This window comes from Aquabacter sp. DMC10, from assembly GCF_056314145.1.
Genome location: NZ_JBQUYX010000002.1, coordinates 250,325 through 273,448 on the forward strand (window position 1 = coordinate 250,325; position 23,124 = coordinate 273,448).

The window sequence follows — 23,124 nt, forward strand, 5'->3', positions numbered from 1 at the left end:
CCTCTTGGGTATTTCCTTCTTGGGCACGTCCCTCTTGTGTGCGCGTTACCCCGCGCGACACCTCTGGCACGGGCGAAATAGGGAGCGCCGCGCCAGCGCTGCCTCCCTCCCCGCCTTGTCCCACCCCCGCGACAGGCCCATCGCCGGGAGCGGACCCCGGTTCGTCGGTCACACCTCGGTCCGCGCCCTCCGTCGGTCCCAGCGCCACCGCGTCAGGGATCGGGAGCAAGACGGCAGGCGCGGTGTCGGGCGCTGGCCGCTGCGTATCCGCTGGGGAGGGCGAGGCTTCGTCAACCGGGACCTCTGTGAGAGGCAAAGGCGATGGCGCTGCCCCCGTCCCGTCGACGGGCGCCGCCGGGGAAAGGGCGGCATCGGTCGGCCCGCCCACGGCTTCCGCCGCTGGAGCATCCGTCGGCCGCGCCTCCGCGACGGAGGCCGGCGGGCCGTCCGCGCCAGGTGGCGGAGATGCGGCCGCAGGCGCCTCCTCGGTTCCGTTCGCGTCAGGGGCAGCGGTCGCCTCGTCCGCCCCATGGTCCGTGGCAGCCTCAGGCTCCGGGGACGGCAGGCCGGCGCAAATGTCATCCCACAGGTCCGCCGGCGGCCGCACGGCGGGCGACAGCGCATGAAGGGGCGCCAGGCGCTCCTCCCACAGGCGGACCAGGGCCGCGAAATCGGGGTCCCCGGCGAGCCGCTCGCGGGCGAGCGCGCGTTCTGCCCCATCCAGCGTGCCCAGCACATAGGTGGCCGCCAGGCGCCGATTATCCTCCGGCCCCATCATGGTTCAAGACACGCATCAAGTTCGGTCACCGACCGCCAGATCCAGGTGTTCACCGCATGGGGCGGGGCGTCGAGATAGATGGACAGGGCATCGCGGCTCCAGCCGTCATAATAGGCCAGAAGCAGCATGCGGCGCCGGTCCTCCGGCAGATGGCCAAGGCAGGTCAGGAGCTTGAGAAGGGAGGGGCTGCGCCGGGCCCGCGCCAGCGGGTCATCCGCGTCATCCTCCACCTCGAAAGGCTCGAACCCGCAGCCGCTCTCCATGCCATCGCGGGCGGCGTCCAGGGCGAGCGCGCGCACCCGCGCGGCCATGCGGTCCACCAGACCATCCGGGGCGGCGAAAGCGCCGGCCTCGGCCCACACTTCCAGGTAGAGGGCGCGCGTGGCCGCCCGGGCGCGCCCCTCGTCGCGCAGGATGCGCAGGGCAATCCCGTACATGCGGGGCGCGGTCGCCTCATAAAGTTCGCGCAAGGCGTCCCGGTCTCCGGCCGCCAGCCGCTCCACCAGGCTGTCCGCATTGAATGGATCGGTCACGACACTCCCGTCTGGCGCCCCGACGCCGCTCACATCCGTTCGATCAGGGCCTGATCTGATCCGTCCCGGGACCTGTCATACGCGCTCTTGGCGCCACATGCACATGTCGCGCGGTGCAGGCTGCCGGCGCGCCGGGAAACCCGCGCCCGCGTGCCGCTGGCACGCAGGCCTTTCGCCCTCGGGGGCGGGCATTCACATGCGCGCGGTTTCGCCCAGGCGCCAGGCCATGCGGCGGTCGAGGCCTTCGCCATCGGCGCCGCGCTCCCGCTCGCCGGCGGCTTCCGCCAGCTGCAGCTGGGTTTCCGCCTCATTGAGCACGTCCAGGGCCTCGGAACGCTGGACCCGCAGGTCCTGGCACGAGCGCACGAGATTGTCGCGCCGCTGGCGCGCGGCCGCGGCCACGGGGGGATAGGCAAAATGCCGGGGATCGGTGATGCCGGTGCGCGTCTCCTCCGCCGCAATGTCGCGGTCAAGGTCGCCCGCCATGCGCTCGAATTCGCCGATCATCGCATCGATCTGGGAGAGCCGCCGACGGGCATCCTCGATCTTGAACCGTTTGGCGCGGATCAGGGGTTCACGCGACTTCATGGAACGCCGTACTCCGAAGTGCATCACTGAACGCAGTGGTCCGCTCGGGACCTGTTGAGCGAGCATGGCGCACACCCGTTGCGCTTTCCTTACCGCCAGGCAGGCGCGGTGGGAAATTTACGCCCGGGCACCGTCTGGAAACCAATCGTTTACCGCCTTCATTAATGATGCTTCCACGGTTCGGGCGCGGTTCGCGAAGCCTCGGGCGCAAGGGCAATCCTTGCGCCTCATGGGTTTTGCAAGCCTCCGGTTCGGGTCCGAAGGTGCCGGCAAAGTGTTACCGCGCCATCCTTCGGATCAGGACCGACGCCCGGTGTTTCCGGTCTCGAAAGGGAGTGCGACGTTACGTCGGCATGGGGTCGAAAAAACGTAAGTGCTTGGAACAGAGTCAGTCTTCGCGTTCATGCACAAAGTTTTTCAAACCGACTCTTGCCCGCATGAATCCATGTCGGTTATCGATTCATCACACGTAACGCGAATCACACTGTCTGTCGGGACCGCGAGGGGCGGCACGCCGCCTTTCGTCTTGGTTCGAGGAAAGGGATTGCCATGCGCGTCTTGCTCATCGAGGACGACAGTGCGACGGCCCAAAGCATCGAATTGATGCTGAAGTCCGAGAATTTCAACGTCTATACGACCGACCTCGGTGAGGAAGGCGTGGACCTGGGCAAGGTCTACGAATACGACATCATCCTGCTGGACCTGAACCTCCCGGACATGTCCGGCTTCGAGGTGCTGCGCGCCCTGCGCGTGGCCAAGGTCAAGACCCCCATCCTCATCCTTTCCGGCCTTGCCGGCACCGAGGACAAGGTGAAGGGCTTCGGCTTCGGGGCGGATGACTATCTGACCAAGCCGTTCCACAAGGACGAGATGGTGGCGCGCATCCACGCCATCGTACGGCGCTCCAAGGGCCATGCCCAGTCGGTGATCCAGACCGGCGACCTGATCGTGAACCTCGACACCAAGACCGTCGAGGTGGAGGGCACCCGGGTGCACCTCACCGGCAAGGAGTACCAGATGCTGGAGCTCCTTTCCCTGCGCAAGGGCACGACGCTCACCAAGGAGATGTTCCTCAACCATCTCTATGGCGGCATGGACGAGCCCGAGCTGAAGATCATCGACGTGTTCATCTGCAAGCTGCGCAAGAAGCTGGCGAACGCCTCCGGCGGCAAGAACTACATCGAGACCGTCTGGGGCCGTGGCTACGTGCTGCGCGAGCCGGTTCCCGGCGCCGAGCGCATGGCCGTCTAGGGCGCGTCAGCGGTCTGGAGCGCCCGCCGGTCCCTCCTTCCTCTCATCGCCTTCATTCAGCGGCTCCGCCCTTCGGCGGGGCCGTTGCATTTGGGGGAGCTGGCAGGTCACGGCGCGCACGCGCGCCCTCCACCGCCCAAAAGAAAGGCCCCGCCCGCCGGGGCCTCCAGGAGGTCCGGCGGACGGGGCCATATGGTCTCAGCGCAAGCGGCAGGCGCCGGTCGTGAGGGTCAGGCCTTGACCAGCGGCACCTTGGGCACCGAGCGGCCGGACGGCCCACCCGACGCGCCACCGGACGATCCACCGGACGGTCCACCGGACTTGGGGCCGCCCTTGGGGCCGGGCTTGGCGCCGCCCCCTGAGCCGCCTGGGCCGCCCTTGGGCCGTCCACCGCCGGAGGGACCGCCCTCCTCGCCCTTGCGGCGCGAGGCGCGCTTGGGGGCGGTGGGGGTGACCTTGTCGGGCTTGGGGGTGACGGGCCCGTCCGGGAAGGAGAAGCCGAGCTTGGACTTGGCGCCCTCGCCCTCCACCACCACCCGCACATGCCCGCCGCCCTTGAGCGCGCCGAACAGCACCTGATCGGCCAGCGGGGTCTTGATATATTCCTGGATCACCCGGCCCATGGGGCGGGCGCCCATCTGCTCATCGTAGCCGCGCTCGATCAGCCAGGCGCTGGCCTCCTCGGACAGCTCGATGGTGACATTGCGATCGGCGAGCTGCGCCTCCAGCTGGAGCACGAACTTCTCCACCACCTGGCCGATGATCTCCGGCGAGAGGTGGGCGAAGGGGATGACCGCGTCCAGGCGGTTGCGGAACTCGGGCGCGAAGGTCCTGTTGATGGCCTCCACGTCGTCGCCTTCCCGCTTGGAGCGGGTGAAGCCATAGGCCGCCTTGGACAGGTCCGCGGCCCCCGCATTGGTGGTCATGATGAGGATCACATTGCGGAAATCCACCGACTTGCCGTTATGGTCGGTGAGCTTGCCGTGGTCCATCACCTGAAGGAGGATGTTGAAGAGGTCCGGGTGGGCCTTCTCGATCTCGTCCAGCAGCAGCACGCAATGGGGGGTCTGGTCGACGCCGTCGGTCAGCAGGCCGCCCTGGTCGAAGCCCACATAGCCGGGAGGCGCGCCGATGAGGCGGCTCACGGTGTGGCGCTCCATATATTCGGACATGTCGAACCGCAGCAGGTTCACCCCGAGCACGGAGGCGAGCTGCTTGGCGACCTCGGTCTTGCCGACGCCCGTGGGGCCGGAGAACAGATAGGAGCCGATGGGCTTCTCCGGTTCCCGCAGGCCCGCGCGGGCCAGCTTGATGGAGGCGGCCAGCGCCTCGATAGCCTTGTCCTGGCCATAGACCACGCGCTTGAGCGTGCTTTCCAGCGCCGAGAGCACCTCCGCATCGTCCTTGGAGACGGTCTTGGGCGGAATGCGCGCCATGGTGGCGATGGTGGCCTCGATCTCCTTGAGGCCGATGGTCTTCTTGCGCCGGGCCTCGGGCAGCAGCATCTGTGCCGCACCGCTCTCGTCGATCACGTCAATGGCCTTGTCGGGCAGCTTGCGATCATGGATGTAGCGGGCGGACAACTCCACCGCGGCCTTGATGGCCTCGTTGGTGTAGCGCAGCTTGTGATAGTCCTCGAAATAGGGCTTGAGGCCCTTGAGGATCTCGATGGCGTCCGGAACGGTCGGCTCGGCCACGTCGATCTTCTGGAAGCGCCGCACCAGGGCGCGGTCCTTCTCGAAATATTGCCGGTATTCCTTATAGGTGGTGGAACCCATGCAACGCAGCGAACCCGACGCCAGTGCCGGCTTCAGCAGGTTGGACGCATCCATGGCCCCGCCCGAGGTCGCACCCGCGCCGATGACGGTGTGGATCTCGTCGATGAACATGATGGCGTTGGGATAGGCCTCGATCTCCTTCACCACCTGCTTGAGGCGCTCCTCGAAGTCGCCGCGATAGCGGGTGCCGGCGAGCAGCGCGCCCATGTCAAGCGAGAAGATGGTGGCGGTGGCCAACACCTCCGGCACGTCGCCATTGATGATGCGGCGCGCCAGGCCCTCGGCGATGGCGGTCTTGCCGACACCGGGATCGCCCACGAACAGGGGATTGTTCTTCTGGCGACGGCAGAGCACCTGGATGGTGCGCTGGATTTCCTTGTCGCGGCCAATCAGCGGGTCGATCTTGCCCTCATTGGCCTTGCGGTTGAGGTTGACGCAATAGGCGTCGAGCGCATCCGCCTTCTTCTTGGTATCGTCGCCGGTTTTCGTCTCAGTCTCCTCCTCGGCGCCGCGCACGGGGCGGCTCTCCGACATGCCGGCCCGCTTGGCGATGCCGTGGGAAATGTAGTTGACGGCGTCGTACCGCGTCATGTCCTGCTCCTGCAGGAAATAGGCGGCGTGGCTCTCGCGCTCGGCGAAGATGGCGACGAGCACATTGGCGCCCGTGACCTCCTCGCGGCCGGAAGATTGAACGTGAATGACGGCGCGCTGGATCACCCGCTGGAAGCCGGCCGTGGGCTTGGAATCGTCCCCGCCGCGCTGGACCAGATTGTCGAGCTCGGTATCCACATATTCGATGAGATTGCGGCGCAGCTTGTCGAGATCGACGTTGCAGGCGCGCATGACCGCGGCCGCGTCCTGGTCATCCACCAGGGAGAGAAGCAGGTGCTCGAGCGTCGCGTATTCGTGGTGCCGCTCGTTCGCCAAGGCGAGCGCACGGTGGAGCGATTGTTCGAGGCTGCGTGAAAAAGTCGGCATCGACACCTCTATCTGGCACGTCGCCCCAACCCTTGCCGGTTTGAAGGATCCCGGCGCGTGCCCGCTCCGTTAAACTTTGTACCGGCCCGCCCCCCTTGCAAGACCCTCGCGGGCCTCATTCACCCATGTGACGACACGAAGCTTGTTCCAGCGTCACTTTTTTTCCATCACACACTGGAGAGGATGTTGGTGTTTGCGGGCAAAGTCCATCACCTGTGTCACTTTTGTTTCAGCGACCTCGTAGGTGTAGACGCCGCATTCCCCCACCCCGTGGTGGTGGACGTGGAGCATGATGGTGTTGGCGGCTTCCCGGTCCTTGTTGAAGAACCGTTCGAGCACATGCACCACGAATTCCATGGGGGTGTAGTCGTCATTGAGGAGCAGCACGCGATACAGGCTCGGCCGCTTGGTCTGCGGCTTGGTGCGCGTGATGACGGCGGTGCCGGGACCCGAGCCGCCGCCTCGGCGCGGCTTGTCTCCGGCGGCCTGGAGCGGCTGGGGGGCGGCGCCCGAAAAGGGCTGTGCTGAAATGGAAGTGATATGTCTCATCGGCATCTTGCGCGCTGTTCCCGGTGACGCGACCGCGGACGATCTGCCATCTCGGCGCATGCCGGAATAATAGGAATGAAGGCCCGGCTTCGCCAGACCACAGAGGCCAGGAAAGCGCAAAATGATGCCTGGGGCCCCGCTCCCGCAGGCTTCACGAAAGCCTCGCGCCGCTCAAGGGGCGCTGAGGCGGTACGTCAAGTTGCCGCCCGGTGCCCCCGGGCGGCGAACGGACGCGTCTTCACTGCACCTTGGCGAAGACGGCTTCGTAGGGCTTGTAGGCCTGCTTGTAGAGGTCGGAATAGAGCTCACCGATCTTGGTGGACTCGGAAACCAGCGCCTCGTAGGCGGCCTTGAAATAGCCCTGCTGGATCTCTACGGCCTGATCCAGGGTCTTGGCGCCAAGCAGCTTCTCCAGGGTGGAGGTGCTCAGCTCGAACGAGCTCTTGGTGTACTCGGCGACCTCGATGGCGATGGCCTGGGCGCCCTTCGACCACACGCCGAAGCTCTTCAGCGCGACGTCGACATTTTCCTTACCGAGCTTCTGCAGCTCTTCAGCGGACTGAACCATTGGGAGTTCCTTTCCTATACCGGCTTGCGCCGGCAGCCCTGACACTGGGAGGTTTTGCCCTGCCCGAGCTTCATAATATGCACTGCAACATAGCCGTCAACAAAATTGTGCACCGCACAAATACGGAGGGCGCCGGATTTACGCCTTAGTAACTGCGGGTTTCTACCCTTTGAGAGGGTCACAGACCGAACGACATGACCGTGACGGCGCGCCGGGCTTGCGGCTGCGTCGTGTCTTTTTGCCGGCCTGTCCGCCGGACCAGAACGGGACCAGTTTCATGCGTATTGCGCTTGCGAATGGCGCCTTTTCCCTCAGGCTTGTCGCGGCAGTGACGGCGCTTGTCTTCGCCTTCACCATGGGTGTCGCCGACGCGGCGGACTCCAAGAGCCAGAAGTCGTCCCAGAAGCAGACGCAGTCCAGCAAGTCGAAGAGCGCCAGCAGCGCGAAGTCCGCCTCGAAATCCAGCAAATCCAAGGCCGCGCGGGCCCAGGACGACGAGGACGACGATTCCCCGACCACGGGCGCCGGATGGCGGACGGGCACAGCGGCGCTCATCATCGACGGCAACACCGGCAAGGTCCTTTATGAGGAAAATGCCGACACCCAGCTTCACCCGGCGTCCGTCACCAAGGTGATGACGCTCTACATGCTGTTCGAGCAGCTGGAGGCCGGACGGCTCCGCCTCGACAGCCAGCTGCCGGTCTCCGCCCGCGCGGCGGCGCAATCGCCCTCCAAGCTCAACGTGCGCGCCGGCTCCACCATCTCGGTGGACGATGCCATCAAGGCCCTGGTCACCCGCTCCGCCAATGACGTGGCGGTGGTGATTGCCGAGGCCATCGGCGGCGACGAATCCAGCTTCGGCGACATGATGACGCGGAAGGCCCGCCAGATCGGCATGACGCGCTCGCAGTTCCGCAACGCCTCCGGGCTGCCCAATCCCGGCCAATTGACCACGGCCCGCGACCTGGCCACCCTCGGCATCGCGATCCAGGATCGTTTCCCTCAATATTACAAGTATTTCTCCACGCGCACCTTCGTCTATAAGGGCGAGGCCATCGGCAATCACAACCGGCTCATGTCGCGCATGGAAGGCGTGGACGGCATCAAGACCGGCTATACCCGCGCCTCCGGCTTCAATCTGCTGACCTCCGTGCACAAGGACGACCGCTTCATCATCGGTGTGGTCCTGGGCGGTTCGAGCGCGCCCTCCCGCGACGCCCGCATGGCCAGTCTGATCGCCAACAACTACAACCGCGCCTATGCCGGTGCGCGCACAAGCCGCACCATCCAGACCGCCGCCAACGACAATCCCCCGCCGGTGCCCGCCCTGCGGCCCACCCCGGTTGCCGAGGCGCCTGGCCCCGTGGCGCCGCTCCCGGCGCCCCAGCGCCTCGCCTATGCGGCCGATCCCGTGACCACGGCGGCCATTCCCGTCCGCGCCACCACTCAGCCCGCCAATGAACTCATCAAGCCGGTGGCGGTGAAGACCACGGCCATCCAGCGGCCCGCCGCCCAGACGCTCACCGCGCCCGGCCTTGCCGCGCCCGGCACGCACACCCAGGCCTATGCCCAGACGGCGGCCCAGGCCCCGGCCACGGCCCCGGCGCCCTCGCAGAAGTTCCAGACCGCCCAGGCGCAGGTGCAGGCCGTCTCCCATCTCCAGCCCCCGGCCCGCCTGCCCGCCGGACTTGCGGAAGAAGAGATTGCCCCGCCCGCCCTCGTCTGGGGCGCGCCGGTGCCCTCCAGCGAGGCGGCCCGGCCGGACGCCCAGCCCGTGCGCACCGCGTCCGCCGCCCCCGTGGCCCTGCCGACGGCGCGTACCTCCTCTGCGGCCGTGGCCAACAGCGGCCCGCCCAAGCCCGGCTGGCAGATCCAGATCGGCGCCTTCAATGGGGAAAAGGAAGCCAAGGCGAAGCTCGACGCCGCGCTCTCCAAGGCCCGCTCGGCGCTCTCCGGCGCGGCCCCCTACACCGAGAAGGTGTCGCGCGGGTCGTCCGATCTCTACCGCGCCCGCTTCGCTGGCCTGAGCGAAAAGAGCGCCAAGGACGCCTGCCGTTTACTGCAGCGAAATGATTTCGACTGCATGACTATACGCAACTGAGGACACGGATTCGCGCGGGTTCAGCGATGCTTACGCAAAATGACATCCTTTGCCTGATTGACGCGAGCCGCAAGGTAACCGGAGCCGCCCTGATCGGGATGGAGCCGCTTCATGAGCGTCCGGTGCGCACTGCGCACCGCGGCCTCATCCGCCCCCGGCTGAAGACCAAGGACCTCGTAGGCTTCCTCCTCGGTCATCGCGCCCCGGTCCGCACGGCCCGGCTCGGCGCCGCTCCCCCGACCCGCATAGCTCTGTCCGTCTTCACGCCAAGCGGGCGCCCGGCGGTCGAGATAAGCTTCGAGTAGCGACAGCGATTGCGGGTCCAGCTGGGCCCGCAGCGCCAGCAGGTCCGGCACCCCCAGCGCATCGAGGGAGGCGCCCGCGTGAGGACCGGCCAGGATCTGCCCGCTCATGGCGCCACTGTCATGGTCGAGCGCCATCTCGAACCAGGCGGAACGGACCTTCGAAACGCGCGGCGCCTTCGGGCCACCCCGCCAGGCCCCCAGGAGGCCCGATAGCCCCCCGCCCGTTCGTCCCAGCAGGGCCAGGCCGATCGCCGCCAGCGGAATGGCCGCGGCGAACCGCCCCGTCACCAGCATGACGGCCGCCGCCACAAAGGCGAGCGTTGCCCCGATCTTCATGAGATGGGCGGACAGGGCCTTGGGGCTGGCCTTGGTCCACACATGGGCCGCGTAAAGCAGCACGGCGAGCAGGATCGCACCGGCGATCAGGGCCACGGGGTCAACCTTTCCGAGGGCGCGATCCGGTCGGAGCCACTCCGTCCGACCGGTGAATCACGCTCCCACTTTCTCAAACCATACGGCCTTGCGGGCCATTTTGGATCGCCCGCGCGCGCCATTTGCCTTGCAGCCCCGCGTCGGCCCACGCGATGGAGATCCGACGCCACCGCCGTCAGGGCCGCAGCGCCGAAAGGAGCAGACGGGCGCCGCGCTCACGGCTTGCCTCAAGGGCCGGCCGCCCCCCGGCGGCATAGGCGGCCACCGCCCGCAGCAAGGCGCGCAACTCATCTCCCGCGCCCGGCTCGAACCGGCACCACGCGCCACCCGTGAGGCGGGCGATCTCCCGGAAACCCGCCTCCACCCGCCGGTCGTGGCCCTCCTGAAACACGAAGAGCTTCAGCCCGAGAACCCCGAGCCGCCCGGCCGTCTGGCAGAGGGCGTCCACATTCTCCTCCAGGGCATCCCCCACGAAGACCGCCGCCTTGAGGCCGGCGCGCTCCCCCTCCCCTTCCAGGTGGCTCAGCACGCGGCCGATCTGGGTCTGCCCGCCCTGGCAGGCGATGGTGCCCATCAGGCGGCCCAGTGTGCGGGGATCGGCCACCCAGCCGGAGGCTTTGCACTCGCTGGCGCCGCGATAATAGATGAGCTTCACATCCAGCCCGCCCAGGTCCGCCGCCGCCGCGAACAGCTCGGCCTGCAGGCCGCAAGCCAGATCCCAGGTGGGCTGGCGGGAGAAGGTGGCATCGAGCGCGAACGCCAGCCGCCCCCGTCCCGCCGGGCGCGGCGCGGTCTGCGTCGCCGCCTTCAGGAAGGCCGCCACGTCATCCGCCGAAGAGGTGCCGGCGGTGGGCAGGCCCTTGCCGTCCTTGGCGCTCATGGCGTGCGGCTCCCGCATCCGGCAGCGGGAGGGGACAAGGGGAATGACGGGCGAAGGCAGGCGGGCAGGTGCATGGCGCCAACATAAGCATGAGGACCGGCGCCACCAAGGGCGAGCGGACCGGCTTCCCTCCGGCAGCGACGCACACTAGGTTTCGCGCGCGACGGATCACCGGACGCGCCTCCGCCGCAGGGCCGGGGCCGCGCCGGCTCGCCGCACAGACGTGACCGCGGCGCCCGCCGGCGAGACCCGGGTGGGGCGCAGCTTGGGGAGGATGGAATGGCGGAAAAGCCTCAGGTGGCCGAGACGGTGGCGGCCTTGCGCCAGCAGGTGAACGCCTGGCGCGCGGCCGGGGAGAGCGTGGCCTTGGTGCCCACCATGGGCGCGCTGCATGAGGGCCACATGGGACTGGTGGAGCTGGCCCGCTCCAAGGCGCGGCGCGTGGTGGTGTCCATCTTCGTCAATCCCACCCAGTTCGCGCCCAATGAGGATTTCTCCCGCTATCCCCGCACCTTCGAGGCGGACCTGGAGAAGCTGGCGCAGGTGCAGGCGGACCTCGTCTATGCGCCCTCCCCCGCTGACATGTATCCGCCCGGCTTTGCCACCTCCATCGTGATGGCGGGGCCGGCCCAGGGCCTGGAAAGTGATTTCCGGCCGCATTTCTTCTCGGGCGTCGCCATCGTGGTGTCGAAGCTGTTCCTGCAGTGCCTGCCGGACTATGCGCTGTTCGGCGAAAAGGACTACCAGCAGCTGAAGGTGGTCACCCGCATGGCGGCGGATCTCAACCTCCAGCTGGAGGTGGTGCCCGGCCCCACCGCCCGCGAGCCGGACGGGCTCGCCCTGTCCTCCCGCAACCGCTATCTGAGCCCGGAGGAGCGGGCGACGGCACCCGTCATTTACCGGGCGCTCAACGCGGCTGCGGCGGCGCTGCGGGCGGGTACGGCGCCGGAGGTGGCGATGGCGCAGGCGCGGGCCACCCTGTCCGATGCGGGCCTGAGGGTGGATTATGTGGAGGCTCGCCACGCGGAGACGTTGGCGCCGCTCACGGGCGCCGCCGAGCCCATCCGCCTGCTGGCGGCGGCTTGGCTCGGCACCACCCGCCTCATCGACAATATCGGGGTTTGACCCGCCCCTGCGGCTTGCGGCTTGCGTCGAGCTCCAAGAGCACGGTGCGGCCCGAGGGCGTTGAAGCACATCGGCACAACCCCGGATCGCTGAAGGAGCGATGGTTCAAGATCAGGCGGGGTCCGCCTGATCGGGACTTGCCCTGTGAGCGCGGTCCGACAGGATGGAACCGCTTGGGGGCCAGCCGGTCGGTGAATCACCCTGTCACTGATGGGGTAGAGACGGATTCACATGGAATCGTCGAAACGATTCCATGTGAGGGGACCCGGCTCTAAACCGCCAGCATGAAGCTGGCCACGAAGCCGGCCACCACCACGATCAAGCCCACCACCAGAATGGTGACCACCCGGCCCGAGCCGATGCCTTGCCGCGCCTGGGCGGCGGGCTTCACCGGCTCGCCCTGGGGGCCGACCCCATCGGCGGAATGAAAGGCGCGTTCCTCGCGCCGCTCCTTGACGTCATCCATGGCGTTCTCCTTTCCCAAGGACAACGCCGGCAGGGCGGTGCGCGTTTCATCCAAGTCCCGCGCACAAGTCCCGCGCCCGCGAGGGCGGCCCGGCCGCACCGGGCCCCCTCCGCCCTCAGTGGAGGATCTGGCTCAGGAACAGCTTGGTGCGCTCGTGCTGCGGGTTCGAGAAGAAGGCGTTGGGCTCGTTCATCTCGATGATCTGCCCGGCATCCATGAAGATGACCCGGTCCGCCACCTGGCGGGCAAAGCCCATCTCATGGGTGACGCACAGCATGGTCATGCCCTCTTCCGCCAGGGACACCATGGTGTCGAGCACTTCCTTGACCATTTCCGGGTCGAGGGCCGAGGTGGGCTCGTCGAACAGCATGATGCGCGGGCGCATGCACAGGGCGCGGGCGATGGCCACGCGCTGCTGCTGGCCGCCGGAGAGCTGGCCGGGATATTTGTGCGCCTGGTTGGGGATCTTCACCTTGGTGAGGAAGTGCATCGCCACCTCCTCCGCCTCCTTCTTGGGCATCTTGCGCACCCACATGGGGGCAAGCGTGCAGTTTTCCAGGATGGTCAAGTGGGGGAAGAGGTTGAAGTGCTGGAACACCATGCCCACCTCGCGGCGCACCTCGTCGATGCGCTTCAGGTCATTGGTGAGCTCGATGCCATCAACCACAATGCGGCCCTTCTGGTGTTCCTCCAGACGGTTGATGCAGCGGATCATGGTGGACTTGCCGGACCCCGACGGCCCGCAAATGACGAGGCGTTCCTTGCGCTTCACGGCGAGATTGATCTCCCGCAGCACATGGAAGTCGCCATACCATTTGTTGACATTGACCAGCTCGACCGCGAGCTGCTCGCCTTCGTCGGCGGCAGGGGCGAGGGAGGCGGTGGCGGAGGACATGGATTGCGCCTGGGACATGGTCGAACCCCTCAATGGCGGCGGCCGCGGTCGAGACGCTTTTCCAGCATCATCGAGTAGCGGGACATGCCGTAGCAGAACACGAAATAGATGATCCCGGCGAAGCCGAAGCCCGTGAACACGGTGGTGGGAGTGGCCCAATTGGGATCGGTGAAGGCCGCGCGCAGGACGCCCAGCAGGTCGAAGATGGACACGATAAGCACCAGCGTCGTGTCCTTGAACAGGCCGATGAAGTTGTTGACGATGCCCGGGATCACCAGCTTGAGCGCCTGGGGCAGGACCACCAGGCGCATCATGAAGCTGGACCGCAGGCCAAGCGCCATGGCGCCCTCATACTGGCCCTTGGGGATCGCCTGCAGGCCACCGCGCACCACCTCGGCCATATAGGCGGAGGCAAACAGCGTGACGCCCACAAGCACCCGGAGCAGGCCGTCAATGGTGAAGCGGCCGGGCAGGAACAGGGGCAGCATGTAGGTGGCGAAGAACAGCACCGTGATGAGCGGCACGCCACGCCAGAACTCGATGAAGATGATGGAGCTGTATTTCACCAGCGGCAGTTCGGACCGCCGGCCCAGCGCCAGGAGAATGCCCAGCGGCAGGGAGGCGACGATGCCGGTGACCGCGATCACCAGTGTCACCATCATGCCGCCCCACTGGCGCGTCTCCACCTCGCGGAGACCGAAGTCCACGTCCATCACCAGCAGGACGAGGCCAAGCACGCCGAACACCTTCAGGACGCCCTTGGCGGCATCGGGGCGGGCGGTGCCGAAGAAGGGCGACACCGAGGCCCACAGCGCCGCCGCCAGCACCGCCACCAGCACGAACTGCACCCAGAAGGACAGCCACAGGCCCCCCGCCGTGGCGGTGAGCCCGAAATCAAGGCCGAAGCTGCCCAGGATGAAATTGCGCATGGTCACGTTGCCGCCGGTCAGCAGCACGAAGGTCACCAGCGGATAGACGGCGAGGAACAAGAGCGCGTTCAGGCGCTTATAGGGTGCCTTGGGGACCAGCAGGGGCACCAGGAGGGCGATGCCCAGCAGATAGACGATATTGACCCGCCAGCGCTCCGTCTCCGGGTAGAAGCCGTAGAGGATCTGGTTCCACTTGGCCCAGATGAAGGGCCAGCAGGCCCCCACGTCCCGACCCACCGTCTGCGGCAGGCAGGCCTCTCGGTTGGTGCCGATCCACACCGCGTCAAAGATGAAGAAACGCAGGACCGGCGGCACGACGGCCAGCACCAGCAGCGCGCCGAACAGCGTCAGCAGCACCTGCGAGACCGAGCCGAACAGATGGGCCCGGGCCCAGCCCCACGCGCCGCGCGTGGCGGGCGGAGCAGGTTCGGGGGCGAGGAGTTCACCGGGGGCCACATAGACGCGGACGTGAGGGGCGTGAATATCCGTGGAAGTCATGTCCGCCCCCTCACCGTTCCACCAGCGCGACGCGCTTGTTGAACCAGCCCATCAGCGCCGAGGTGATGATGGAGATGATGAGATAGACCGCCATGGTGATGGCGATGATCTCGATGGCCTGGCCGGTCTGGTTGAGGGTGGTGCCCGCAAAGATGGCGAACAGGTCCGGGTAGCCCACGGCAACGCCCAGCGTCGAGTTCTTGGTCAGGTTCAGATACTGGCTGGTGAGCGGCGGTACAATCACCCGCATGGCCTGCGGGATGATGACGAGGCGCAGCGTCGGCCCCGCGCGCAAGCCCAGCGAATGGGCCGCCTCGGTCTGGCCCTTCGACACCGCCAGGATGCCAGCGCGCACGATCTCGGCGATGAAGCCGGCGGTGTAGATGGACAGGGCCAGCACCAGGGCGACGAATTCGGGGATGACCCGCAGGCCGCCGACGAAATTGAAGCCCTTCAGCTCGGGGGTCTCAAACGTCATCGGCCGGCCGACCACGAGGCTGGCAATGACGGTCGGCACCACCACCACCGCAAGCCCCGCCCAGAAGGTGGGAAATTGCTGGCCGGTGGCTTCGCGCCGCTTGCGCGCCCAGCGGGCCAGAAGAAAGGCGGCCACCACCGCGAGGGCGAGCACGATCAGCACCGTCTCGATGCCCGGCTCGAAGATCGGCCGCGGCATGATGAGGCCGCGGTTGGACAGGAAGATGCCCGGCGCCGCCGCCGCGCCGGCAAGCCCCTTGAACCAGGCGCCGAGGCCCGCAAGGCCGATGGCATTGGACCAGTCCCCCAGCACGCCCAGCAGCGGCTGGATGCCGAAGCGCCAGCTCTGGCGCGGGCCGGGCATGGTGGAGAGCACCGCCAGGTACCAGAACAGGATCTGGAACAGCGGTGGCAGGTTGCGGGTGATCTCCACGTAGGCGGAGGCCAGCGCCTTGATGACCACGTTCTGGGACAGGCGGGCGACGCCCATGAAGAAGCCGATGACCGTGGCCAGGATGATGCCGATCACCGCCACCAGCAGGGTGTTGAGCAGCCCCACCAGGAAGGCGCGGCCATAGCTCATGGATTCCGAATAAGGGATGAGCGTCTGGGTGATGCCGAAGCCGGCCGAATTGTCCAGGAAGCCGAAGCCGGAGGCGATGCCCTGGCGCGCCAGGTTCGCCTGCGCATTGGCGAAGAAAGACCATGCCATCCACAGAAGGATGAGCGCGAGGCTCACCTGGATGACGGCGGACCTGAGCGCCGGGTCGGTCCACGACCAGCGCCGCGCCGGACCTTCGTCCGACCTGCGAACATCTGCCATTTAGCCCCTCGGTCCCGAAAAATGTCCCACCGCTGCGCCTCTGACGTGCGCCTTGCCGGGTTCGGTTTCGTCTGATGTGGAGTGTGGTGCGGACTGCCCGGGGGCGATCCCGCCTGCGGGCCATGCGATGCCGGAGCTCTGTGTCCCCTTGCGCGCGCCCGTCTTCTTATGGGCCGATCTGAACCGGACGGTCTCTGGGCGGCGCCGGCCGCCGGACCTACTCTTGACCCGCCCCCGCAGCGGGGCGGAAGGGCCCGGCGCCATCGGCGCCGGGCGATGTCGTCAGCGGACCGGCATGCCGTACTGGAGGCCGCCGTTGTTCCACAGATTGTTCTGGCCGCGATTGATGCCGAGCGGCGTGGAGGGGCCGAGGTTGCGGTCGAAGATCTCGCCGTAATTGCCCACATTCTTCACGATGCGCAGGGCCCAGTCGGTGGTCAGGCCGAGCGCCTCGCCATACTTGCCGTCGGAGCCGAGCAGGCGCTTGATCTCGGGATTGGCCGAGGTAACCATCTGGTCGGCGTTCTTGGACGTCACGCCCAGCTCTTCCGCGTTGAGCAGCGCGAAATAGGTCCACTTGACCAGGTCGAACCACTGGTCATCGCCATGGCGCACCAGCGGGCCGAGGGGCTCCTTGGAGATGACCTCGGGCAGCACCAGGTGATCGCCGGCATTGGTGAGCTTGAGGCGCACCGAATAGACTTGGCTCTGGTCCGAGGTGAAGGCGTCGCAGCGGCCCGAATCATAGGCCTTGACCGTCTCGTCGATGGTCGCGAACGCGATCAGCTCGTACTTCATGTTGTGGGAGCGGAAATAATCGCCCACGTTCAGTTCGTTGGTCGTGCCGGTCTGGACGCAGATGGAGGCGCCGTTCAGTTCCGCCACAGACTTCACGCCCAGCGACTTCCGCACCATGAAGCCCTGGCCGTCGTAATACATCACGCCGGCGAAGTTGAAGCCGAGCGTGGTATCGCGGGACATGGTCCAGGTGGTGTTGCGCGACAGCACATCGATGGCGCCGGACTGCAGCGCGGTGAAGCGATCCTTCGCCGACAGGGGCGAGAACTTCACCTTGCTGGGGTCGTTGAAGATGGCCGCCGCGACGGCGCGGCAGAAGTCCACGTCAATGCCGGTCCAATTGCCCTTGTCGTCGGGATTGGAGAAGCCGGGCAGGCCTTGGGTCACGCCGCAATTCAGCGCACCGCGCGCCTTCACGTCGTCGAGAGTGGCGGCGTGGCCCGCGCCGACGCCGAGCGCAAGAAATCCAGCCGCAGCAAGCAGGATGCGTTTCACGGAAGGTCCCTTCTTTCTTAGCACCTGAGCTTCGTGCCGGTTCGAGGCGCCGACCCCCCTCAGGGATCGACGCCATCGTCCGGGACGTCGTAAGGACATGTATCTCATTCTCTCGCGCCCAGGTGGTCAATAGGCTGCCTAGCGTTTAGACAGCACAATCGTGTGGCACCCCCCGGAGAGCCGGATGAAGCCTTCAGATCAGCTTGATGCAAAATTCGCGCCGGCCACCGAGGTGGTCCGCCTCGGCCGGGACCCCGAGCGTTTCGACGGCTTCGTCAACCCGCCGGTGGTGCGCGGGTCCACCGTGCTGTCCCCCACCTATGCGGATCTCGTCGGCCATACCGGCCGCTATTCCTACGGCCGGCGCGGCAATCCCACCGGCGAGGGCCTGGAATTGGCGCTTTCCGCCCTGGATGGGGCGGATGGCACGGTCCTCACGCCTTCCGGCCTTTCCGCGGTCTCCACCGCCCTCCTGTCCGTGCTGGGCGCCGGCGACCACCTGCTGATGGTCGACACCGCCTATGGCCCCACGCGCACCATCTGCAATGGCGTGTTGAGGCGCATGGGCGTGGCGGTGACCTATTATGACCCGCTGATCGGGGCGGGGATCGCCGATCTCATCACCGACAAGACCCGCGCCATCTTCCTCGAATCGCCGGGCTCCCAGTCCTTCGAGATGCAGGACGTGCCAGCCATCACGGCGGTGGCCCGGGCGCGCGATGTCACCACCCTCATCGACAATACCTGGGCCACCCAGCTCTATTTCAAGCCGCTGGACCATGGGGTGGACATCACCATCCAGGCCGGGACCAAATATATCGGCGGCCACGCGGACGTGAACCTCGGCACCATCGGCGCCCGCGGCGCCGCCTGGCGGAAGGTCAAGCAGACCCATGGGGATCTCGGCCTCTGCGTCAGCCCGGACGATGCCGCCCTCGCCGCGCGGGGCCTGCGCACCATGGCGGTGCGGCTGGAGCGGCACTGGGCCTCGGGCCTGACGGTCGCCCGCTGGCTGCGCGCGCAGCCGCAGGTGGCGCGGGTGCTCCATCCCGCCCTCGAGGACGATCCCGGCCACGCCATCTGGAAGCGGGACTTTGCCGGCGCCTCCGGCCTGTTTAGCTTGATCCTGAAGCCGGTGCCCGAGGAGAAGGTGGCGGCCTTTTTCGATTCGCTGGCCTTGTTCGGCATGGGCTATTCGTGGGGCGGCTATGAGAGCCTGGCCATCCCCTTCGACTGCTCCAGCTACCGCACCGCCACCACCTGGGCGCCCGGAGGCCCCGCGGTGCGCTTGCATATCGGCCTGGAAGACCCCGCCGACCTCATGGCTGACCTCGCCCAGGCCCTCGCGCGCCTGGACGCCTGAGCGGCCAGGTCGCACGGCACAGGGCGGCGCTCAGGCCTTGGGCAGCGCCGCCTTGTTGGCCTTGCGCTCGCGCAGGGCGAACTGGAGGTTGCGGATATAGATGAAGGTGGACAGCGCCTGACCGGCGATGAACACCGGGTCGCGGCGATAGAGCGCGTAGATCAGAAGCAGCGTGCCGCCGCCCAGGGAGAAGGTCCAGAAGGCGAACGGCACCACGGTGCGCCCTGCCCGCTCGGACGCCACCCATTGCACCACGAAGCGCATGGTGAACAGGATCTGGGCGACGAAACCAAGAATGACCCACCAGTCGAGCTGGTTCACGAACACGTCGTGGAGATAATCCCCAACGGCGTTGACGAGGTCAACGAGCATCCGGATAGACCCTCACTACCTTGGGCACGCGACGCCGACGGGTGAGCCACCACACCCCCAGGAGATCCACGATCCCCACCCACAGGCGGTTCCAGAAGCCGTATTTGGACTGCCCGTGCCACCGTGCCCGGTCCTTGACCGGCACGGTCACGATGTCGAACCCCTCCCGTCGCACCAAGGCCGGCGTGAAGCGGTGGAGGGCATCGAAATAAGGCAGACGCAGATAGACGTCGCGATACACCACTTTCAGGCCGCACCCTGTATCCCGGGTGCCGTCCCGCAGCAAGGCGCTGCGCACCGCATTCGCCAGGCGGGACTGAAATCGCTTGAAGGCCGTGTCTTTTCGGCCCACGCGCTCGCCCTGCACCATGCCCACCCCGGCGCCGCCCTTTTCCAGGGCCGCCACCATCTCGGGGAAATAGGCAGGGTTGTTCTGCCCGTCGCCGTCCAGCAGCAGCAGGATGTCGCCGCGCGCCGCCCACACGCCCGTGTCCACCCCCGCCGACTTCCCGCAGGGCGCCTGGTGGGTGATGATGAGCATGTTGGGCCGGTTCTGGGCGCAGGCCAGCAGCGTGCGGTCGGTGCCATCCACCGAGCCGTCATCGACGAACACCAGCTCGAACGAACCGGCGGGCAGCGCGGCCTCGATCTCCTCGATCAGCGGGGCCACATTGTCCACCTCGTCGCGCACGGCGATCACGACCGAGTAGCGGGGAGCGGCCGGAGCCAGCGCAGTCTGAGCGTTCAAGGTCTCGCCTCTTCAAGGGCCGATCGTTGGGAATGGGGGTCGCGCGCGAACAGGCGCGCCAGGCGGCGGGCGGACGGGCCCGCCATGGGGCGCACCGCGCCATCCGCCGCGACGGAAAACACCAGGCGCCGCGCGGCGAAGGCCTTCACCGTCAGGCCGGAGAACAGGATGGCCAGCGCCCCGCCCGCCAGCACGTCGCTGGGATAATGAGACCCCAGCACCACGCGCGAAAAGGCCACCAGCCCGGCCACCGCGAACAAGGCCAGGCGCGCCCGGGGATAGAGCGCGGCAAAGGCGCAGGCGGTGGCGAACACCACCGTGCTGTGGCCGGAGGGAAAGCTGGCAAAGCCCGCATGCAGCCGGAGCCAGTCGAAGGTCAGCACCGGATGGGGGCCGGGCAGGTGCAGCGCCATATAGGGCCGGGCGCGGCCCAGCACATATTTCAGCACCAGCACGAACACGCCCACGCCGGTGATGCAGGTGAAGACGAAGCCGATGCGCGCCGCCAGCGCCGCCGCCACCCGACGGTTCATGGCCTTCAGCTCCGGCAGCGCGCCGAGCACCGCCAGCAGGGCCAGTCCAATGGGCCAGAGCACCACGCTGCCCAGGCCAAGATCGGTAATGCGCTCGAACACCCGCACGAGGCCGTGCGGCAATTGCAGCCGCAGGCCGGGCACCAGGGGATCGAGCAGGATCATGGAGGCGGCGACGAGGCTGGCCACCAGGATGAAGGCGCAGGCGGCCTCCACCAGGCCGCCGGAGACCAGCCGGGGCGCGGTGCCCCGCACGGGCCGCGCTCGCACATAGGCAAGGGCCGCCACCAGCCCCTCGACCGCCTGGCGCAGGAACAGCCCGGCCCTGTGAAGGCGCGCCTTCACCGCCCGCTCCCGCCGTCCAGCCGAGGCCGGAACACATAGATGGTCACCTTGCGCCCGCCATTATAGGCAAAGCCTTCCACGGTGCCGGCGGTCTCGTAGCGCAGGCCGATGCGCTCCGCCCGGTCGGTGAAGAGCGGGCGCATATTGGCGCCGATGAAGGCGAGCGAGCAGGGCTGGTCCTTGAGCAGATCGGCCGCGTCCACCGGGTTGGTGAAGCGCGTGTCGGTGCCCACCAGGAAGGCCAGGCTCGGCTCCTGATAGGGCACGGTGGCGATGTTCCCCGCCGGGCAGCCGCTGGCACGGGCATATTCGGCGAGGCGCTCCGACACCCACACGCCGCGCATGTGGGGCATGAGGAGCTGATAGATGGACACGTAAAGCAGCAGCGCGCCGCCCGCCGCCAGCACGAAGCTGGCCTGTGCGCCCCTGCGCGTCATGCCGGCGGAGGCACGCACCAGGAGGAAGATGGAGCCCGCCAGGAGCGGCAGGGCCACCAGCCAATAGACCAGCTTGCCGCCAATCCAGATGTAGCCGCCGAGCCCGCCGACGATCAGCACCGTGGCGAGGATGGGCCACACGAGCGAGGTGCCGGCGAGGCGCCGGTGCACGGCATCGAGCGCGCCACGCTCCAGAGCAAGGGCCGCCATCAGCGCCAGCGCGGGATAAAGCGGCAGCACATAATGGGGCAGCTTGGTGGCGGTGATCTCCAGCACGATCCAGGCCGGCACGATCCAGGCCAAAAGCAGGCGCACCGCCGGCTCGCGCCGGTGGCGCCAGGCAAAGGGCACCGCCATGGCCACCAGCACCACGCCGGGCCAGAAGGTGCCCCACACCGCCAGCAGATAGGTGCCGGGCGGCCCCCAATGGCCCTCCGCCCCGTCCGCCACCTTGCCCAGCATGTCGACGCCCACCGCATGCTCATAGAAGGCGCCGTTGGTGACGATATAGATGGCCACGAACCACGGCAGGCACAGCAGCAGGCACCAGGCGAGGCCCGGCAAGGGCTTCAACGCCCGCATGAAGCCCAGCGAGCGGTCGGCGATCGCCAGGGTCAGGATGGGCAGGCCCACGAACAGGGGCGCCATCGGCCCCTTGATGAGGATGCCCGCCGCAAGGCCGGTCCAGAAAATGGCCGGCAGGCGCCAGCCGCCCCAGGCCCGATCGGGCCGCTCGCGGCCATTCAGATAGGCCTTGGTGAGGGCACCGAGCGAAGCCAAGATCGTGAACAGGAGCACCGCATCGGTCTTGGCGAGGCGCGCCTCCACCCCCAGCAGCACGCAGGTGGCCATCATGCCGGCCGCCAGGAAGGCGCCGCGCCGGGTGAGGAACCCCAGCCCCACCCAATAGGTCAGCAGCACCGCGCCGATGGCGCCGGCCAGCGAGGGCAGCCGGTAATAGGCGATCTTGGTGCGCGCGGTCGGCCCCATGACCGCCTCGGCCGCGGAGACGGTGGCCGCCTGGAGCCAGTAAATGCCCACCGGCTTCTTGTGGCGCGCCTGCTCCTTGAAGCGGATGTCCACGTAATTGCCGGTCTCCAGCATCTGCTTGGTGGCCTGGGCGAAGCGGGCCTCGTCGCGATCGATGGGAGGAATGGCAAAGAAACCCGGCAGGAAGGCCAGGAGGCACAACAGCACGAGGGCGCCCACCGCGCGACCATGGGAGGCACAGACGCGGTCGAGACCGTTTGCGATGCGGTCCGAGGCAGAGGGGCTGGCAGCCATGCGGTGTCCGCCAGCGGGCGCGGAAAGGGCCATGCGCGAGGTCAGGTCCGGGTCGTTTCGGGCGCGGGACAATAGCAGAAACGCCCAAGCCGGAAAGTGGACCCCTCCGGCCGGCCGCAGCCTGCCCCAATCCGGGCACACATGGCCGAGCAGCTGGGCGGAAGCAAGGCACAATCTGCCCCAGCCGGGTGCGGTGCACACCAAGCCCGCACCGGGGCGCTCCCCTGCCGCAGGTTCGCGGCGCCGGCTATTTGGTCAGGATGAGCTTGCCCTGGGAGGTCAGGCGCAGCTGATAGACCTGATCGCCATGGGAAATGGTGACCACGCGCGAGGCGGCAAACAGATCCCGGCTGTCCATCTGCTCCCCCACCAGCGGAACCGCCCGGGCCTTGGCCTGTGGGGTCCAGGAGGGAGCTTGATGTTCATGCTTGCTCATTTGAACAGCTCCAATATGCAATGATCTGAAAATCCATCGTCTTCAGGCTATTCGTGCACTTTAGAAGAATTCAATATTAGGCTTCTTCCTGCACATCTCCTTCTAATACGCTGACCCCTGGAAATCAACGCAGTCCCACAAGGCAGAGACTGCCATGGGGCGCCGGGGGGCGCCACGGGGCTGCTTTGGGGGAACAACGTCAGGCGGGGCAACAAGGCCGGGACGCGCGGCAGCGAGGGCCCGGCCGCGCGCGGGGCCGCACAGAGGCGAATCGCGCGGCTTGAGGCGCCGGATCTGACTTGGGACCGTGGTGGACGCGGCGCGCGGCCGGGCATCGTCTGGCCGGCGCGTCACCGGAG

At 67.4% G+C, this 23,124-nt stretch carries 21 protein-coding genes; 4 read left to right on the forward strand and 17 right to left on the reverse strand.

Annotation, left to right across the window (positions count from 1 at the left end):
• Positions 1-774: 774 nt before the first annotated feature.
• The gene (locus ACT54L_RS05940) at positions 775-1,311 is read right to left on the reverse strand and encodes a sigma factor-like helix-turn-helix DNA-binding protein (RefSeq protein WP_476084628.1); all 537 of its coding nucleotides are present in this window, start codon (positions 1,309-1,311) and stop codon (positions 775-777) included.
• 192 nt (positions 1,312-1,503) lie between these two features.
• Entirely contained in the window at positions 1,504-1,899 is a 396-nt protein-coding gene (locus tag ACT54L_RS05945) for a flagellar export protein FliJ (RefSeq protein ID WP_476084629.1), read from the reverse strand.
• Between the two features lie 549 nt (positions 1,900-2,448).
• Here ACT54L_RS05945 and ctrA point away from each other — a divergent pair.
• Positions 2,449-3,150, forward strand: a complete 702-nt coding sequence (gene ctrA / locus ACT54L_RS05950; RefSeq protein ID WP_209104540.1) for a response regulator transcription factor CtrA — start codon at positions 2,449-2,451, stop codon at positions 3,148-3,150.
• 230 nt (positions 3,151-3,380) lie between these two features.
• On the opposite strand, the gene clpA is transcribed toward ctrA, so the two are convergent.
• The 3 genes from clpA to ACT54L_RS05965 form a co-directional block, all read right to left on the reverse strand.
• Positions 3,381-5,906 (reverse strand): ATP-dependent Clp protease ATP-binding subunit ClpA, encoded by a 2,526-nt coding sequence (clpA, locus tag ACT54L_RS05955; protein WP_476084630.1) that lies wholly within the window; start codon positions 5,904-5,906, stop codon positions 3,381-3,383.
• A gap of 153 nt (positions 5,907-6,059) precedes the next feature.
• Positions 6,060-6,455, reverse strand: a complete 396-nt coding sequence (gene clpS / locus ACT54L_RS05960) for an ATP-dependent Clp protease adapter ClpS (protein ID WP_476084631.1) — start codon at positions 6,453-6,455, stop codon at positions 6,060-6,062.
• Between the two features lie 238 nt (positions 6,456-6,693).
• Positions 6,694-7,023, reverse strand: coding sequence for a phasin family protein (locus ACT54L_RS05965; RefSeq protein WP_476084632.1), 330 nt, complete (start codon positions 7,021-7,023; stop codon positions 6,694-6,696).
• A 277-nt stretch (positions 7,024-7,300) separates the two neighbouring features.
• Here ACT54L_RS05965 and ACT54L_RS05970 point away from each other — a divergent pair, with 277 nt between their 5' ends.
• Positions 7,301-9,124 carry a serine hydrolase gene (locus ACT54L_RS05970; protein WP_476084633.1) on the forward strand — a complete coding sequence of 608 codons (1,824 nt, stop codon included), beginning with the start codon at positions 7,301-7,303 and terminating at the stop codon, positions 9,122-9,124.
• 20 nt (positions 9,125-9,144) lie between these two features.
• Here ACT54L_RS05970 and ACT54L_RS05975 read toward each other — a convergent pair whose 3' ends face one another.
• Together ACT54L_RS05975 and ACT54L_RS05980 are read right to left on the reverse strand one after the other, a co-directional pair.
• Positions 9,145-9,861, reverse strand: coding sequence for a DnaJ domain-containing protein (locus ACT54L_RS05975; protein ID WP_476084634.1), 717 nt, complete (start codon positions 9,859-9,861; stop codon positions 9,145-9,147).
• Between the two features lie 175 nt (positions 9,862-10,036).
• The gene (locus ACT54L_RS05980; protein ID WP_476084635.1) at positions 10,037-10,741 is read right to left on the reverse strand and encodes a VWA domain-containing protein; all 705 of its coding nucleotides are present in this window, start codon (positions 10,739-10,741) and stop codon (positions 10,037-10,039) included.
• Positions 10,742-11,020: 279 nt separating this feature from the next.
• Here ACT54L_RS05980 and panC point away from each other — a divergent pair, with 279 nt between their 5' ends.
• Complete coding sequence (gene panC / locus ACT54L_RS05985; RefSeq protein ID WP_476084636.1) at positions 11,021-11,866, forward strand: pantoate--beta-alanine ligase; 846 nt, start codon at positions 11,021-11,023, stop codon at positions 11,864-11,866.
• Between the two features lie 271 nt (positions 11,867-12,137).
• On the opposite strand, the gene ACT54L_RS05990 is transcribed toward panC, so the two are convergent.
• The 5 genes from ACT54L_RS05990 to ACT54L_RS06010 all read right to left on the reverse strand — a co-directional run bounded on the left by ACT54L_RS05990 (position 12,138) and on the right by ACT54L_RS06010 (position 17,247).
• Positions 12,138-12,332, reverse strand: coding sequence for a hypothetical protein (locus tag ACT54L_RS05990; RefSeq protein WP_476084637.1), 195 nt, complete (start codon positions 12,330-12,332; stop codon positions 12,138-12,140).
• Positions 12,333-12,447: 115 nt separating this feature from the next.
• The gene (locus ACT54L_RS05995; protein WP_476085166.1) at positions 12,448-13,227 is read right to left on the reverse strand and encodes an amino acid ABC transporter ATP-binding protein; all 780 of its coding nucleotides are present in this window, start codon (positions 13,225-13,227) and stop codon (positions 12,448-12,450) included.
• A 29-nt stretch (positions 13,228-13,256) separates the two neighbouring features.
• Positions 13,257-14,654, reverse strand: a complete 1,398-nt coding sequence (locus tag ACT54L_RS06000) for an amino acid ABC transporter permease (RefSeq protein ID WP_476084638.1) — start codon at positions 14,652-14,654, stop codon at positions 13,257-13,259.
• Between the two features lie 10 nt (positions 14,655-14,664).
• The gene (locus ACT54L_RS06005) at positions 14,665-15,954 is read right to left on the reverse strand and encodes an amino acid ABC transporter permease (RefSeq protein WP_476084639.1); all 1,290 of its coding nucleotides are present in this window, start codon (positions 15,952-15,954) and stop codon (positions 14,665-14,667) included.
• Between the two features lie 282 nt (positions 15,955-16,236).
• Positions 16,237-17,247 carry an amino acid ABC transporter substrate-binding protein gene (locus ACT54L_RS06010; protein ID WP_476084640.1) on the reverse strand — a complete coding sequence of 337 codons (1,011 nt, stop codon included), beginning with the start codon at positions 17,245-17,247 and terminating at the stop codon, positions 16,237-16,239.
• A 184-nt stretch (positions 17,248-17,431) separates the two neighbouring features.
• Between ACT54L_RS06010 and metC the strand changes: the two genes are divergently transcribed.
• The gene (gene metC / locus ACT54L_RS06015; RefSeq protein ID WP_476084641.1) at positions 17,432-18,610 is read left to right on the forward strand and encodes a cystathionine beta-lyase; all 1,179 of its coding nucleotides are present in this window, start codon (positions 17,432-17,434) and stop codon (positions 18,608-18,610) included.
• A 30-nt stretch (positions 18,611-18,640) separates the two neighbouring features.
• Here metC and ACT54L_RS06020 read toward each other — a convergent pair whose 3' ends face one another.
• From ACT54L_RS06020 to hemP, 5 genes are all read right to left on the reverse strand, one after another.
• On the reverse strand, positions 18,641-18,982 hold the full coding sequence (locus tag ACT54L_RS06020) for a lipid-A-disaccharide synthase N-terminal domain-containing protein (protein WP_476084642.1): 342 nt from the start codon (positions 18,980-18,982) through the stop codon (positions 18,641-18,643).
• On the reverse strand, positions 18,972-19,730 hold the full coding sequence (locus ACT54L_RS06025; protein ID WP_476084643.1) for a glycosyltransferase family 2 protein: 759 nt from the start codon (positions 19,728-19,730) through the stop codon (positions 18,972-18,974). Before ACT54L_RS06025 ends, ACT54L_RS06020 begins: the two co-directional genes overlap by 11 nt.
• Positions 19,727-20,608: a phosphatase PAP2 family protein gene (locus ACT54L_RS06030; RefSeq protein WP_476084644.1), complete on the reverse strand. Its 882-nt coding sequence runs from the start codon at positions 20,606-20,608 to the stop codon at positions 19,727-19,729. Before ACT54L_RS06030 ends, ACT54L_RS06025 begins: the two co-directional genes overlap by 4 nt.
• Positions 20,605-22,329: an ArnT family glycosyltransferase gene (locus tag ACT54L_RS06035; RefSeq protein WP_476084645.1), complete on the reverse strand. Its 1,725-nt coding sequence runs from the start codon at positions 22,327-22,329 to the stop codon at positions 20,605-20,607. Before ACT54L_RS06035 ends, ACT54L_RS06030 begins: the two co-directional genes overlap by 4 nt.
• Before the next feature lie 247 nt (positions 22,330-22,576).
• Positions 22,577-22,765: a hemin uptake protein HemP gene (hemP, locus tag ACT54L_RS06040; RefSeq protein ID WP_476084646.1), complete on the reverse strand. Its 189-nt coding sequence runs from the start codon at positions 22,763-22,765 to the stop codon at positions 22,577-22,579.
• Between the last annotated feature and the right edge of the window lie 359 nt (positions 22,766-23,124).

Excerpts from the sequence above, each read along its gene's own strand:
- ACT54L_RS05945 (WP_476084629.1), bottom strand. The coding sequence starts at position 1,899 with ATGAAGTCGCGTGAACCCCTGATCCGCGCCAAACGGTTCAAGATCGAG.
- ctrA (WP_209104540.1), top strand. The coding sequence starts at position 2,449 with ATGCGCGTCTTGCTCATCGAGGACGACAGTGCGACGGCCCAAAGCATC.
- clpA (WP_476084630.1), bottom strand. The coding sequence starts at position 5,906 with ATGCCGACTTTTTCACGCAGCCTCGAACAATCGCTCCACCGTGCGCTC.
- clpS (WP_476084631.1), bottom strand. The coding sequence starts at position 6,455 with ATGAGACATATCACTTCCATTTCAGCACAGCCCTTTTCGGGCGCCGCC.
- ACT54L_RS05965 (WP_476084632.1), bottom strand. The coding sequence starts at position 7,023 with ATGGTTCAGTCCGCTGAAGAGCTGCAGAAGCTCGGTAAGGAAAATGTC.
- ACT54L_RS05970 (WP_476084633.1), top strand. The coding sequence starts at position 7,301 with ATGCGTATTGCGCTTGCGAATGGCGCCTTTTCCCTCAGGCTTGTCGCG.
- ACT54L_RS05980 (WP_476084635.1), bottom strand. The coding sequence starts at position 10,741 with ATGAGCGCCAAGGACGGCAAGGGCCTGCCCACCGCCGGCACCTCTTCG.
- panC (WP_476084636.1), top strand. The coding sequence starts at position 11,021 with ATGGCGGAAAAGCCTCAGGTGGCCGAGACGGTGGCGGCCTTGCGCCAG.
- ACT54L_RS05990 (WP_476084637.1), bottom strand. The coding sequence starts at position 12,332 with ATGGATGACGTCAAGGAGCGGCGCGAGGAACGCGCCTTTCATTCCGCC.
- ACT54L_RS05995 (WP_476085166.1), bottom strand. The coding sequence starts at position 13,227 with ATGTCCTCCGCCACCGCCTCCCTCGCCCCTGCCGCCGACGAAGGCGAG.
- ACT54L_RS06000 (WP_476084638.1), bottom strand. The coding sequence starts at position 14,654 with ATGACTTCCACGGATATTCACGCCCCTCACGTCCGCGTCTATGTGGCC.
- ACT54L_RS06005 (WP_476084639.1), bottom strand. The coding sequence starts at position 15,954 with ATGGCAGATGTTCGCAGGTCGGACGAAGGTCCGGCGCGGCGCTGGTCG.
- metC (WP_476084641.1), top strand. The coding sequence starts at position 17,432 with ATGAAGCCTTCAGATCAGCTTGATGCAAAATTCGCGCCGGCCACCGAG.
- ACT54L_RS06020 (WP_476084642.1), bottom strand. The coding sequence starts at position 18,982 with ATGCTCGTTGACCTCGTCAACGCCGTTGGGGATTATCTCCACGACGTG.
- ACT54L_RS06035 (WP_476084645.1), bottom strand. The coding sequence starts at position 22,329 with ATGGCTGCCAGCCCCTCTGCCTCGGACCGCATCGCAAACGGTCTCGAC.
- hemP (WP_476084646.1), bottom strand. The coding sequence starts at position 22,765 with ATGAGCAAGCATGAACATCAAGCTCCCTCCTGGACCCCACAGGCCAAG.